Here is a 13,724-nt window from a genome sequence, read left to right on the forward strand (position 1 = left end):
TGAGCGCCCCCTACTTCTTGAAGTGAATCTTCCCCTTGAGCTGCACCTTGGCGCCGCCCTTGAGGCCCTCCGCGTCCACCGTCAGCGTCGAGCCCGACAGCTCGAACACCTTGCCCCCGCCCTTGAGCTTCGCGCCGCCTGGAGCGGTGAGGGTCACCGTCTTGGCGGACATCGCGAAGTCCTTGCCCACCTTCTCGGAGATGGGCCCCGCGGAGGTGACGGCCACCGCGCCCACGGCCTCCAGGATGAGGTCCTCGCCCGTCTTGAAGTCCGCCAGGCCCGTGGTGAGCACCTTCGCCGCGCCGACGTCCTCCGACTTGGCGCCCTTGAGCACCTCCACCTTGGCGCCGCCCACCGTCTCCGTCTTCCCGCCGCCCACCGTCTCGACGATGGCCGTCGCCGCGTTGATGGAGAACGCAGCGCCCACGGTGCGTGAGCAGTCCGCGTTGAAGGTCTCCAGCACGTGGTTGGCCAGGACGTTCATCGGTCCGCCGATGGTGTCGCTGCGCTGGCCGTCCACCGTCTGGGAGAAGTTGCCGGTGACGCCCCAGTCGTCCACCGCGCCGACCTGGACCACCTTGGAGCCCGTCGTCTCCAGCACCGCGTTGCTCGTCACGCTGAGCCCCTGGTTGGCGCCGATGTCCACCGACTCGTCGCCTCCCACCAGCGAAGTGGACTGGTCGCCCACCTCCTCCTGCGCGTTGTTGACGATGTCCTCGGAGAGGTCGTGCCCGGTGACGAGCTTGAAGTCCTTGGAGGAGTGGATGAAGAACTCCATGCCCCCGTTGCCGTCCTGGATGCGCACCTCGTTCGTGCTCCCGCCGCCGGGCGAGGTGGCCGACTGGAGCGTGGACTGGGTCCGCTCGTCCGGGAGGGCGTACGGCGGCATCGTCTCCTGGTTGTAGAGCTTCTGCAGGACGACGGGGCGGTCCGGGTCTCCGTCCAGGAAGCCCACCTCCATCTCCCAGCCCACGCGCGGCAGGAGCATGCTGCCGCTGGTGTTCTGCTGCTGCACGCGCATCCAGCACGAGGCGGTGTCGTCCACCTTGCCCTCGCGATCCCAGTAGAAGTGGACCTTGATGCGCCCGAACTCGTCGACGTGGATCTCCTCGCCCGGCGGGCCGGTGACGACCGCGCTCTCCTTGCCCCACACGCGCGGGCGCGGGGTGCGCCGCGGGGGGCGGAAGTCGGCGCCCGCCGAGGGGATGGCCCGCACGCGGGTGCCGAAGCGGGTGGACTCCCCGTCGTCCGCCTGGACCAGCGCGTAGTCGTGGGTGACCTGCAGGAGCAGGTACTCCTGGCAGAGGAAGGAGGGCAGGGCGTCGAGCAGGGAGAACAGTCGCCCGGGCTGGAGCCGGAAGCTGTTGCTGCGCGCCTCCAGGACCATCCGCTCCTGCACCAGCCCGCTCAGGCGGTTGCGCGCGCGGCGGACGCCATCCGAGGGGCTGGAGAAGGAGCCCGGGTATTCGTAGCGCGGGAAGTCCGCCTCACTGGAGCGCTCCTCGGCCTCCAGCGGCTCGCTGGGGCTGCGCCAGTTCCAGTCCCGCGTGGTGTACAGGCCGTGCACCAGTCGCGAGGTGAAGGTGAGCTCCGCCACGCGCTCGTCCTCCGCGTGGATGAGCGAGTCGCGCGTGAAGCCGAGCCCGGGTGTCCCCAGGATGGGCTCGTGGGCGGAAGGGGCGTCCGCGAGCTTCAGCACGTGCTCGGTGGGCAGGTGCTCGAACCAGAAGAAGATGCCCTCGTCCTCCAGCAGCCGGAGCACGAAGTCCAGGTCGCTCTCCTTCCACTGGGTGCAGTACTCTCGCTTCATGTAATCGCGGGACAGGTGCCACTCGGTGGACTCGGCCGGAAGGCCCGCCTTCTCCAGGACGGCCTGGATGATCTCCACCGCCGTCATGTCCTGGAATATCTGGCTGCGGCTGCGGTAGCGCAGGCCGTGCAGCCGGGGCCGCAGGCGCAGCCGGTAGACGAAGCCATGGGTCGCCAGCCTGGAGCGGTACTCCGCCTCCTCCACGACGCCGTGGAAGCAGCGCTCCTCGAAGCTGCCCTCGGAGAAGGTGGGGGAGAGCCTCAGCGTCCCCGCCGTCCCGATGAGGGCCGTCAGGTCCAGATCCGGATCATCACAGGCGAACTCGAGCTCCACGTCGAAGAGCTCGGACAATCCCTCGCGAGCCGTGGCCCGCAACACGATGGCTTCCGCGGGAAGGCTCGCATGGTCGATATGGGCACGCACCTCCATGCTGTCTCCCCCTCGTCGTTCAGGATGTCAGTCTCAAGGACATCCTTGCCCATATGCAACTCCATGTGGCGCGGTCGCCCTCATCCCTGGCGGCCAACACCTCCCTGGGTGGGGTGAACGCGGACGGTGTGAAGTCTTCGGTCACAAGTCCGCGACCCGTACTTCCGGAGGACCCGTGGAGGCTGGCGGCGACCCCCTCTAGAGGAGCGCTCGATGCGCTGACGGACCCCCGGTGAAGCGTGAGCCCTCGCACTTTCCGTGAACAGTGGCGGGAGATAATTCCCGCGAAAATGTCGCGTCGTCATGCGTCAATGACATCCCGGACGCTGGCTGTGCCCTGTCTTGAACTGAAAGGGGTGGCTGTGGCACGTTGTGAGCGATTCTGCTGGCGCGCAGCGACTTTCAGAGAGGATGCCATGCCGGTTAGTGGGGGGGGCTTCGGCCCACGGGCGCGGGTTTGCGTCGGGGGGTTCCCGGGAGTGACATTGCTCTGGGGGCTGCTCGCGGGTGCTTGTGCCCACAACCCGCCGCCCCCGGCGGCGTGTGAGCAGCCGCCTCCATTCCTCATCCAGCTGGAGGCCGGCACGCGACTGAACCCGGATGACCAGGGCCGCTCGCTGCCGACGAACATCCAGGTGTACCAGCTCAAGGACTCGCGCCGCTTCGAGGCCGCGGAGTTCCAGGACCTCTGGCAGCGCCCCAAGGAGGTGCTGGAGGAGGACCTGCTCGCCGTGGACGAGCTCACCCTGGAGCCGGGCCAGCGCCTGTCGCGCGAGGTGAACCGCACGCCCAAGGCGGAGTACCTCGCCGTGGTGGGCGTGTTCCGCCGTCCCGCGGGCGTGGTGTGGCGCGACGTGGAGCGGCTGCCCGCGGTGAAGCCGGAGGACTGCCGCCCGGGCGCGCCGCGCGAGACGTCGCTGCGCTTCCTCGTCGAGGACTACCGCGTCGAGGCCCGGGCCGGCGAGGTCCGCAGATGAAGACGCCGCAGCGGGTCGTCTGGTCCGAGGGGATGTTCATGAATCCCCAGCACCTGCAGCAGTCGGACCTCTACCACGAGGGCCTGCTGGCGGCCCGGCTCGGCGCGCTGACGCCCTACGACTGGGGCGTGGTGGAGCAGGAGGTGGACGAGAAGGCGCTCTCCGCCGGCCAGCTCCAGCTGCTGCGCTTCTCCGGCATCCTCCCGGATGGCCTGCCGCTGTCCTTCGAGCGCGGCCAGCCCGAGGCCCCGCAGACGCGGCCCATCGAGGAGCACTTCAGCGCCAACAAGCGCTCGCTGGACGTGTACCTGGGCGTGGCGCGCGAGCGCGAGGGCATCGCCAGCTACGGCGCGCCGGACGAGTCCACCACGTCGCCGCGCTTCTCCCTGGTCAACCGCACGGTGCCGGACCTGGCGGCGGCCGAGTCCGTGGTGCCGGTGGCCTTCGCGCAGCGAAACCTCCGGCTGCTCTTTGGCACCGAGCCGCGCGAGGACTACGACGTCATCAAGATCGCGGAGCTGGTGCGCGACAAGACGGGCGGCGTGGCGCTGGCGAGCAACTACATCCCCCCGTGCCTGCGCGTGTCCGCCTCGCCCTTCATCCTGGAGCGCATGCGCAGCATCCTCAAGGCGATGCAGGGCAAGCAGCGGGAGCTGGCGGACGGGCGCCGGCACCGCGACGCCACCGCGCTCGAGTTCACCGCCGGGGACGTGACGAAGTACCTGCAGCTGAGCGCGCTCAACGGGCTCATCCCCCAGGTGGCGCACGTGGTGGAGGTCGCGGACCTCAACCCGCAGATGGTGTACCTGCTGCTGTGCCAGGCGGCGGGTCAGCTCTCCACGTTCTCCGCGGAGGCGGACCCGGGGGACCTGCCCAAGTTCCAGTACACGAACCTGCGCGCCACCTTCGAGGGCCTGTTCCAGGTGCTCCAGAAGCTCCTGGACGTGGTCGCCATCGAGCAGTGCATCACCGTGTCGCTGGAGCCGCGCAAGGACGGCATGCACCTGGGGCGCATCGAGGACGAGCGCTTCCTGAAGTGCTCGCAGTTCATCCTCGCGGTGCGCAGCGACCTGCCCGAGGCGGACGTCGCCAAGAGCCTGCCGGTGCTCTCGAAGATCGCCAACTTCGCGGAGATACGCGACATCATCAAGGCCGCCGCCCCGGGGGTGCCGGTGGAGGTCACCTTCCGCCCGCCCGCCGAGGTGCCGGTGAAGCCGGGCGTCGTGTACTTCTCGCTCGAGAGCGGCGACCCCTACTGGAAGAACGTGATGAGCGAGCAGAACGTGGCCGTGTACCTGCCGCGCCCGTTCGAGCCGTCGAAGACGAAGCTGGAGCTGCTCGCGGTCCCCAAGGGGGGAAGCGGGGGGCCTCCGGCGAAGAAGAACGCCGTCAGTCGTTGAAACAAGGTCGTGCGGGGGGCCGTCCAAACACCGGCGAGCGGCGGTTCGCGGTGAGGCTCCCTGTCGACATGGGGTGGAGGCATCGACAGGATGGACCGGATCAATTCCATCACGCAGGAGTGCTTCGGGGCACTGCTGCAGCTGAGGCAGTTCGGGGACCATGCGCTCCCCTCGGCGGAGCTCGTGCACCGGCAGCTGCGCACGTTCTTCGACCGGCTGCTCAAGCGCGCCGGGGAGCTGGGCTTCAACCACCAGGACGCGCAGGAGATCGCCTACCCCATCGTCGCGCTCGCCGACGAGCTGGCCCTGGCGCGCGCCGACACCTTCCGGGAGTACTGGCTGGCGAACCTGCTCCAGTTCCACTACTTCCGGGAGAACCGCGCCGGTGACGGGTTCTTCACGCGGCTGGAGGAGGTGCGCAAGGACGCCCAGCGCACCGAAATCCTCCGCGTCTACTACCTGTGCCTCATCTTCGGCTTCAAGGGCCGCTTCCGGGTGCGGGGCGGCGAGCTGGAGCTGATGCAGCTCACCGAGGCGCTCCAGCGGGAGCTGGCCCGCACGCACAAGTTCGACACGGAGACGCTCTCCCCCCATGGAGACCGTCCGCCCGACAGCGCGGTGAGCGCCAAGCGCACGCTGCCCCTGTTGGCCATCTCCGCCGCCGCGGTGGTCTTCGCGCTGCTGGTCTACACCGGCCTGCGCATCGGCCTGTCCAGCAGCGTGTCCTCCCTCGTCGAGGAGGTCGCGGCCTCCTCTCCCCAGCAGCCCTAGGACGCTCGCGATGCTGCTGCTCACCTTGTTCATCGCGGTCTTCATCGTCATGGTGTGGACCGTCGTCATCCTCTTCAGCCTGCCGCTGTGGGGCGCCATCGTCCCCACCGTGCTGCTGGTGGCCATCGTCATCGGCGCGTACCTGTACCAGCGCCACCTGGCGTCCAAGGCCGCGCGCGACATCGAGCGGGAGCTGGGCGTGCAGGCGGACGCCCAGCTGCAGAACGTGCGGCCGGATCAGCAGGAGGAGATCCAGGCCATGCAGGCCGAGTTCTCCAAGGCGCTCCAGTCGCTCAAGTCCTCGAAGCTCGCGCGAGCGCGGCAGGGTAAGGACGCGCTGTCGGTGCTGCCCTGGTACATGATCATCGGCCCGCCGGGCTCCGGGAAGAGCACGGCGCTGCGCAACTCGGGCATCCAGTTCCCCTACCTGTCGGCGCGCGGCGGCGGCGTGAAGGGCGTGGGCGGCACGCGTAACTGCGAGTGGTGGCTCACCAACGAGGGCGTCATCCTCGACACGGCCGGCCGCTACACCACGGAGGACGATGACCGCGAGGAGTGGCTGAGCTTCCTCGACATGCTCAAGCGCAACCGACCGCGCAAGCCCGTCAACGGGCTGGTGGTGGCGGTGAGCGTGGGGGAGCTCATCGGCATCGACGAGGAGCAGACGGTGCAGCTCGCGCAGACCATCCGCGAGCGCGTGGACGAGGTGATGGAGCGGTTGAAGATGATCGTCCCCGTCTACGTGATGTTCACCAAGTGCGACCTGCTCGCGGGCTTCGTGGACCTCTTCGGGGACCTGGCGAAGGCGGAGCGCGGGCAGATCTGGGGCTTCACGCTGCGGCCCGAGGACGCGCGCGAGGCGATCGGCGAGACGTTCGCCGCGCGCTTCGACGAGCTGGCGGAGGTGGTGGAGCAGCGCTCCATCGTGCGCCTGGGCTCGGAGCGGCACCCGGAGACGCGCGAGCGCATCTTCCGCTTCCCGCAGCAGTTCGAGGGGCTGCGCGGCAACCTCATCGAGTTCGTGCAGGCGCTGTTCGCGGAGAACGTCTACGCGGACACGCCGGTGATGCGCGGGGTGTACTTCACCAGCGGCACGCAGGAAGGCAGCCCCATCGACCGGGTGATGAACAAGATGGCGGAGGCCTTCGGCATCCGCCGCACCACCACGCCCTCGGGCAGCCGCCCCGCGGTGGAATCCCGCTCCTACTTCCTGCGGGACATGTTCGCGGACGTGGTGTTCCCGGACCAGAACCTGGCGATGCGCAGCTCCGCGGAGGTGCAGCGCCAGAAGCGCATGCAGCTGGCCTACGCCGGAGGCTGCCTCGCCGTCGCCCTGCTCATCCTGCTCTTCCCGGCCATCTCCTTCTTCGAGAACCGCAAGTTCATCCAGACGACGCGGGTGATGGCGCAGGCGCTCAAGCTGGAGGAGGCCAACAAGGAGGGCGGCGCCGGGAAGATGGTCGACGCGATGATGCCCATGCGGCAGCAGCTCGACCAGCTGCTCCAGTGGAAGGAGGACGGCCCGCCCACCGGGATGCGCTTCGGCATGTACCGGGGCGACGACCTGCTGGGGCCGCTCGGCGCGTTCTACGGCGCCACCGTGCGCCGCGTGCTGGTGGACCCGGTGCTCACGGGGGACCTCAAGGACGCGAAGGCCTGGGTGGAGAAGGCGCGCGACCGGGAGGAGCGCCCCACGGCGAGTTCGTACGCGCTCTACTTCGACCGACTGAAGCTGCACCTGCTGCTCTCCGGTCCTCGCACGCCCCGCGAGCCGGAGCTGGGTGAGGCGGAGCGCGAGTGGATCGTCAACAGCCTCCGGGAGCGGTGGGGGCGCAAGGCGGGCTTCACCGACAGCGCCCACCGCACCACGCAGATGGCGAACCACATCGACCTGTACGCGAAGCTGCTGGCGCAGGACCCGGCGCTCGCCTTCACGCGCAACGACCAGGTGGTGCGCGACGTGCGCGTGGTGCTGGACCGGCTGCCGTTCTCCGAGCTCGCGCTGGCGCAGCTCATCTCGGAGGTGTCGCGCAAGAAGGACCAGTACGACGTGACCCTCTCCTCCATCCTGGGCAGCACCGCTCAGCACATCAAGGGCACGGGCCGCGTGCGCGCCGCCTTCACGCGCAAGGGCTGGGAGAAGGTGGTGGAGCCCAAGCTGGAGCACCCGCTGCAGGGCGCGGACATCTGGGTGCTCGACAAGGACGCCAACTCCACCAACGAAATCGAGCTGGCGCGCCAGGAGCGGGCGCTGCGCTCCGCCTACTACAAGCAGTACATCGAGGAGTGGAAGGAGTTCCTCAGCACCCTGAGCATGAAGGAGCCCACGGACGCGACCGTGGCGCTGGCCATGCTGGAGGACCTCACCCGCGGCGAGCCGCCTCCGCTGGGAAAGCTCTTCCGCGCCGTGGCCTACAACGTGCGGCTGGGCGGAGAGCAGGTGGAGGGCAAGTCCGACGCGGACGGCATGCTCGACAAGCTCAAGCAGAAGCTGGGCCCCAAGGGGAAGGTCATCGAGTCGGGCGTGCGGTTCGCCAACGGGAAGCTCTCCGAGGACGAGGCGCCGAGCGAGGAGGAGGAGCGTGACTACACCGCGGTCGACGTGGAGCCGGCCTTCGCGGGCCTCCTGAAGTTCGGCGCCGCGCCGCCGCAGGCGAAGGGGCCCGACGCGCCTCCGCCCGAGGCCATCCCCCTGGACATCTACCAGGAGCAGCTGCAGTTCCTCCGCGACGCGCAGCGCGCCTCCATGGAGAGCCAGTCGGAGACGGCCGCGATGATGACGAGGGTGCAGACGGCGCGCGTCATCATCCAGTCGCTCATCCAGGCGCAGGAGGTGGGGTGGCGCCCGCGCATCGAGGCGCTCTTGTGGCCGCCCATCGAGAAGATCTCCGACCTGACCATCCGCGAGCAGGGTGGCAAGGCGAGCGACCAGTGGTGCAGCGAGGTGGCCAACGCCTTCAAGCAGAAGCTGGCGGGGCACTACCCCTTCAACCGCAACGGGCAGGACGCGGCGGTGGCGGACGTGGGGGACTTCTACCGCTTCGAGTCCGGCACGCTGTGGGGCTTCTACGGCGGCGTCCTCAAGAGCCACGTCGAGCAGTCGGGGACGCGCTTCAAGTTCGTCACGCGCGCGGGCCGCGCGGGCGGCAACATGTACTACGGCTCCGTGCTCTCGTTCCTCGCGCGCTCGCGGGAGATCTCCGAGTCGCTCTTCGGCGCGCGGGACGCCGAGCCGGGCGTGAAGTTCGCCTTCCACATCCGCCCCTCGCCGAAGCTCTCCTCCATCCGCTTCACGGTGGACGGACAGACGGTCGAGTACAACAACGGCCCCGAGGAGTGGCACAACTACGAGTGGCCCGGGAAGGGCGGCAAGTCGCTGGGCGCCACCATCCGCGTGCGCAACAACCAGGGCAAGACGGAGACGCTCGAGCAGGAGGGCGAGTGGGGCCTGTTCCGCCTGATGGAGGAGGGGACGCCGAACGTCTCGGGCGGCGGCCGGACGTTCTCGGTGACGTGGTCCATGCCCTCGCTGGACGCCGAGGTCATCATCGACTTCCGTCCGACGCGCAGCGCCTCGCCGTTCTTCGGCGTGTCCCCGGGCCGCACCCCCAAGCTGATGCAGCCATTCCGCGCGCCGGGGATGAGTCCTCCACGCGTCATCGCGAAGGGAGGCGTGGGATGCTCGGGGTAGTCGGCCGCAACCAGGTGGCGCTGTTGGGCAAGGCGCCGTGTCAGGGAGACTTCATCCGCTGGAACGCGGCGGATGCGGTGTCACAGGCCTTCCACCGGTGGCTGGAGGAGTCGCACGAGGCGGTGCGGCGCGCCAACACCCAGCTGCCCTCGGAGCCCACGTGCTTCGTCTTCACCATGCCCGGCGGACGCCAGGCCCTGGTGGGCACGCTGGCGACGAGCACGGACAAGGTGGGGCGCGTCTTCCCGCTCGCCGTGTACGTCGCCGTCGACGCGGCGGGCGCGGCGGAGCAGTTCCCCTCGATTCCCGACAGCTTCCGGGCCTTCTTCGCCGCCGGCGCGCGCCTGCTCGCCGACGCCGCGACGCTGTCCGCCAGCGAGCTGGAGTCGCGCGTGGAGGCGCTCTCCGCGGTGTCCTCCGCGGACACAATGGGCGCGAGCGCGCAGCGCCGACGCCTGGAGTCGAGCCCCGCGGGGCCGCTCGTCCAGCGGCTGCAGGGCGAGGGGGCCGCGCCCGGCGTGGCCTACTACGCGTTCAACACCTTCCTGAAGGCCTGCCAGGCCGAGCGCGGCAAGGAGCCCGCGAAGCCGGGCGTGACGCTGGAGTGTCCGTTCCCGGAGGCGCTCGGGCCCTTCTGCTGGGCGGAGTTGGCGAAGCGGCAGCTGGGCTGGCGCTCGATGCCTCCGGCGATGTTCTGGCACCTGGGGCCGTCGCCGCGGCTGCTGCTGTCCATCGGCACGCCGGGCGTCGCGCTGCTGATGCACCTGGCGAAGCCCGAGCACTCCAGCATGAAGGTGTGGCCGCTGCTCACCCGGCAGCAGTCCGCCATCGACAGCGCGCAGAAGGCGCTCACCCCCGCGAGACGGCAGGCGCTCGAGGACCCCACCACCCCGGTGGAGTCGCTGCTCGCCGCGTTCGGGACCTGAGCACGAAGGCCGCACGGCGAAAGGAGGGCGGATGGCGATGACGTTGGAGCAGCTCAAGCAGCGCGCGAAGGAGTGGTTGGAGCCGGTGTCGGCGGCGTCGCCCGCGGGCAAGGCGGCCAAGTCGGAGCCGGGCTACCTGGCCGTGCTCGCGGAGGTGGCCAAGCTGGAGGCCGTCACCGGTGGCGCCGTCGACTGGGCGCTCGTCCTGGACTCCAGCGGCAAGGTGCTCCAGACCAGCTCGAAGGACCTGCGCATCGCCACGTACCTGGCCCAGGGCCTGTACCAGACGCAGGGCCTGGACGGGCTCGCCACGGGCCTCGTCGTCGTCTCCGAGTTGATGGACCGCTACTGGCCGGAGCTCTTCCCGGAGCTGACGCGCATGCGCGGCCGCTCCAACGCGGTGACGTGGCTGGTGGAGCGCGCGTCCAATCAGCTGCCCTCGCTGGAGGTGGGCGCGTCGGACCGCGAGCGCGTGGAGGCGCTCGACGTCGCGGCCAGGCGCCTGGCGGAGGTGGCGCGCCAGAAGTTCGAGGCCAACGGGCCCGCGATGCGCCCGCTGCTGGAGAGCGTCCAGCGCCTGCTCGCGTCGCTGCCCGAGGCCGCGCCGCCCCCGCCGCCCGTCGCACCCGTCACGTACAAGCCCGCACCGGCTCCGAGCGCGCCGACTCCTCCGGCCGTGGCGCCTCCGCCGCCACCGAAGATCGCTCCGGTGGCCGCGCCCGCGGCGGCGATGCCGGAGGTGGGCGCGCTGGCGAGCGCGGAGGGCGCGGTGGACTTCCTGCGTCAGACGGGCACCGCGCTGGCGAGCGCGGCGGGGCTCGTGCGGCGCGCGTCGCCCGCGGAGCCCATGCCCTACCGGCTCCTGCGGGTGGGGCTCTACCTGCACCTGGCCCAGCCGCCTCCGGGGGACGCCAGCGGCAAGACGAGCATCCCCGCGCCGCCCGCCGCGCTGCGGGCCAACCTGGAGCGCATGGCGGCGAACGCGCGCTGGGTGGAGCTGCTCGAGGAGTCAGAGTCGGCGCTCGTCCAGCACCGCTTCTTCCTGGACCCGCACTTCCTCAGCGCCCGGGCGCTGGGCGAGCTGGGACACGCCGCCGCGCGCCAGGCGCTGATGGGCGAACTGGCCTCGTGGCTCAAGCGCATGCCCGCCGTCCCGGGGCTGCTCTTCGGCGACGGCACCCCCGTGGCCTCCAATGAGACGCGGACCTGGCTGGACACGGTGCTCGCCACGCCTGTGGCGCCGGCGGCTACACCGGCCTCGCGCGATGAGAAGGACGACGCCAGCGCGGACGTGCTCGCCGAGGCGCGCAAGCTATTGGCTGGCGGGAACCCCGCGGGCGCCGTGGGGCTGTTGCAGACCCAGGTGGGCGCTGCGGGCACGGGCCGCAAGCGATTCGTGGCCCGGCTCTCCCTCGCGCGGCTGTGCGCGGCGGCGGGGCAGGCCCCCGTGGCGCGGGCCCTCTATGAGTCTTTGGACCGGGAGTCGGTGACGCACGGGCTGGATGTCTGGGAGCCGGCGCTCGCGGCGGAGTGTCTGGAAGGATGGCTTGCGCTCACGCGGCCTCCTCCAAAGTCGCCGGAGGCGCTGGTGTCTGACTTCACTGCCCGTTATCATCGGCTGTGTCTGCTTGATCCCGGTGCTGCGCTGAAGGTGTCTCTGTGACGGGGGGCAGCGAAGCCATCCCCAACCAGGAGGTCGTGCGGTGAGCAAGGAAGGGTCTGTGGCTCCGAAGGAGCGCGTCAACATCGTCTACAAGTCGGAGACCGGGAATGCGCAGTCGGAGGTCGAGCTGCCGCTCAAGGTCCTCGTGGTGGGCGACTACACCGGTCGTCAGGATGAGCGCCCCGTGGAGGAGCGCGCGCCCATCAACATCGACAAGGGCAACTTCAACGAGGTGATGGCCAAGCAGGGGCTTTCACTGGACGTGAGTGTGCCCAACAAGCTCTCCAACGAGCCGGACGCGTCCATGTCTGTCTCGCTGAAGTTCCAGACGCTGGCGGACTTCACCCCGGAGGGCATCGTCAACCAGGTGCCGGAGCTGCACCAGCTGTTGCAGCTGCGCGCGGCGCTCAACGCGCTGAAGGGCCCGTTGGGCAACGTGCCCGCCTTCCGCAAGAAGATCCAGGCGCTGCTCGGGGACACCGAGGGACGTCAGCGATTGATGGCGGAGCTGGGGCTGGACAAGAAGTCGGAGTAGGGCGGCATTCGCAAACGCACTCAGAAAAGGCGTGACACAGATGAGCACTGAAGCCAAGGCGTTGGCCCCGGTCGAGACCGCCGATGCCGCCCCCTCGCTCCTGGACGAAATCCTGTCCGAGACGAAGATGAAGCCCAACGACGACGGCTACGACGTGGCCCGTCGGGGCGTGCAGGCCTTCATCGCGGAGATGCTGGCCCCGGGCCGGTCGGCCGAGCGCGTGGACAAGGCGCTGGTGGACGCGATGATCGCGGAGGTGGACCAGCGGCTGAGCGCGCAGGTCAACGAGATCCTCCACCACAAGGACCTCCAGTCGCTGGAGTCCGCGTGGCGCTCGCTCAAGTTCCTGGTGGAGCGCACCGACTTCCGGGAGAACGTCCGGGTGGAGGTGCTCAACGCCTCCAAGCAGGACCTGCTCACCGACTTCGAGGACGCGCCCGAGGTGGTGAAGTCCGGCCTGTACCGCACCGTCTACTCCAACGAGTACGGCGTCTTCGGCGGCAAGCCCTACGGCCTGGTGGTGGGCAACTTCGACATCGGCCCGGGCGCGGAGGACCTGACGCTGCTGCGCAGCATCGCCTCCGTGGCGGCCATGTCCCATACGCCCTTCGTGGCCAACGCCTCGCCGGAGTTCTTCGGCCAGCCGTCGTTCCTGGAGCTGCCGGCGCTCAAGGACCTGAAGTCCCTGTTCGAGGGGCCGCAGTACGCGCGCTGGCACTCGTTCCGCGAGAGCGAGGACGCGCGCTACGTGGGCCTGTGCATGCCGCGCTTCCTCTTGCGGCTGCCCTACAGCGAGAAGACGGTGCCGGTGAAGTCGTTCAACTTCACCGAGGACGTGGTCGGCTCGCATGACCGCTACCTGTGGGGCTACGCCTCCACGGCGTTCGCCACGCGCGTGACGGACTCGTTCGCCAAGTTCCGCTGGTGCCCGAACATCATCGGTCCCCAGGCGGGCGGCGCGGTGGAGCAACTGCCCCTGCACCAGTACGAGGCCATGGGGGAGATCCAGACGAAGATCCCCACCGAGGTGCTCCTCACCGAGCGGCGCGAGTACGAGCTGTCGGAGGAGGGCTTCATCGGCCTGGTGTTCCGCAAGGACACGGACAACGCGGCGTTCTTCTCCGCCAACTCCGTGCAGAAGCCCAAGTTCTTCGGCAACAGCCCCGAGGGCAAGGTCGCGGAGACGAACTACCGGCTGGGCACCCAGCTGCCCTACATGTTCATCATGTCCCGCCTGGCGCACTACGTGAAGGTGCTCCAGCGCGAGCAGATCGGCAGCTGGAAGGAGCGCTCGGACCTGGAGCGCGAGCTCAACCAGTGGATCAACCAGTACGTCGCGGACATGGACGACCCGGCGCCGTCCGTGCGCTCGCGCCGTCCGCTGCGCACCGCCCGCATCAAGGTGGAGGACGTGGAGGGGCAGCCGGGCTGGTACCGCTGCAACCTGCAGGTCCGCCCGCACTTCAAGTACATGGGCGCATCCTTCACGCTCTCGCTCGTCGGCAAGCTGGACAAGGAGTGA

Annotated in this window: 9 protein-coding genes; 8 read left to right on the forward strand and 1 reads right to left on the reverse strand. The window is 69.5% G+C overall.

Annotated features, from left to right (window positions below):
* Positions 1-10: 10 nt before the first annotated feature.
* A complete protein-coding gene (locus tag K8625_RS39130; protein WP_223785575.1) occupies positions 11-2,239 on the reverse strand; it encodes a type VI secretion system Vgr family protein in 2,229 nt (742 codons plus the stop codon).
* Positions 2,240-2,718: 479 nt separating this feature from the next.
* Between K8625_RS39130 and tssJ the strand changes: the two genes are divergently transcribed.
* The 8 genes from tssJ (at position 2,719) to tssC (ending at position 13,724) form a co-directional block, all read left to right on the forward strand.
* Positions 2,719-3,216 carry a type VI secretion system lipoprotein TssJ gene (gene tssJ, locus K8625_RS39135; RefSeq protein WP_223747565.1) on the forward strand — a complete coding sequence of 166 codons (498 nt, stop codon included), beginning with the start codon at positions 2,719-2,721 and terminating at the stop codon, positions 3,214-3,216.
* Positions 3,213-4,616, forward strand: coding sequence for a type VI secretion system baseplate subunit TssK (tssK, locus tag K8625_RS39140; protein WP_223747566.1), 1,404 nt, complete (start codon positions 3,213-3,215; stop codon positions 4,614-4,616). Before tssJ ends, tssK begins: the two co-directional genes overlap by 4 nt.
* A gap of 90 nt (positions 4,617-4,706) precedes the next feature.
* Positions 4,707-5,387 (forward strand): DotU family type IV/VI secretion system protein, encoded by a 681-nt coding sequence (locus K8625_RS39145; RefSeq protein WP_223785576.1) that lies wholly within the window; start codon positions 4,707-4,709, stop codon positions 5,385-5,387.
* Positions 5,388-5,397: 10 nt separating this feature from the next.
* Positions 5,398-9,078 (forward strand): type VI secretion system membrane subunit TssM, encoded by a 3,681-nt coding sequence (gene tssM, locus K8625_RS39150; RefSeq protein WP_223785577.1) that lies wholly within the window; start codon positions 5,398-5,400, stop codon positions 9,076-9,078.
* The gene (gene tagF / locus K8625_RS39155) at positions 9,066-10,004 is read left to right on the forward strand and encodes a type VI secretion system-associated protein TagF (RefSeq protein ID WP_223785578.1); all 939 of its coding nucleotides are present in this window, start codon (positions 9,066-9,068) and stop codon (positions 10,002-10,004) included. The genes tssM and tagF overlap by 13 nt, the downstream gene beginning before the upstream one ends.
* A gap of 31 nt (positions 10,005-10,035) precedes the next feature.
* Positions 10,036-11,667, forward strand: a complete 1,632-nt coding sequence (gene tssA, locus K8625_RS39160; protein WP_223785579.1) for a type VI secretion system protein TssA — start codon at positions 10,036-10,038, stop codon at positions 11,665-11,667.
* A gap of 58 nt (positions 11,668-11,725) precedes the next feature.
* On the forward strand, positions 11,726-12,202 hold the full coding sequence (tssB, locus tag K8625_RS39165) for a type VI secretion system contractile sheath small subunit (protein ID WP_223747570.1): 477 nt from the start codon (positions 11,726-11,728) through the stop codon (positions 12,200-12,202).
* Between the two features lie 40 nt (positions 12,203-12,242).
* On the forward strand, positions 12,243-13,724 hold the full coding sequence (gene tssC, locus K8625_RS39170) for a type VI secretion system contractile sheath large subunit (RefSeq protein WP_141326399.1): 1,482 nt from the start codon (positions 12,243-12,245) through the stop codon (positions 13,722-13,724).

The organism is Myxococcus sp. AS-1-15 (assembly GCF_020037055.1).
GTDB lineage: Bacteria > Myxococcota > Myxococcia > Myxococcales > Myxococcaceae > Myxococcus > Myxococcus fulvus.

Excerpts from the sequence above, each read along its gene's own strand:
- K8625_RS39130 (WP_223785575.1), bottom strand. The coding sequence starts at position 2,239 with ATGGAGGTGCGTGCCCATATCGACCATGCGAGCCTTCCCGCGGAAGCC.
- tssK (WP_223747566.1), top strand. The coding sequence starts at position 3,213 with ATGAAGACGCCGCAGCGGGTCGTCTGGTCCGAGGGGATGTTCATGAAT.
- K8625_RS39145 (WP_223785576.1), top strand. The coding sequence starts at position 4,707 with ATGGACCGGATCAATTCCATCACGCAGGAGTGCTTCGGGGCACTGCTG.
- tssM (WP_223785577.1), top strand. The coding sequence starts at position 5,398 with ATGCTGCTGCTCACCTTGTTCATCGCGGTCTTCATCGTCATGGTGTGG.
- tagF (WP_223785578.1), top strand. The coding sequence starts at position 9,066 with ATGCTCGGGGTAGTCGGCCGCAACCAGGTGGCGCTGTTGGGCAAGGCG.
- tssA (WP_223785579.1), top strand. The coding sequence starts at position 10,036 with ATGGCGATGACGTTGGAGCAGCTCAAGCAGCGCGCGAAGGAGTGGTTG.
- tssC (WP_141326399.1), top strand. The coding sequence starts at position 12,243 with ATGAGCACTGAAGCCAAGGCGTTGGCCCCGGTCGAGACCGCCGATGCC.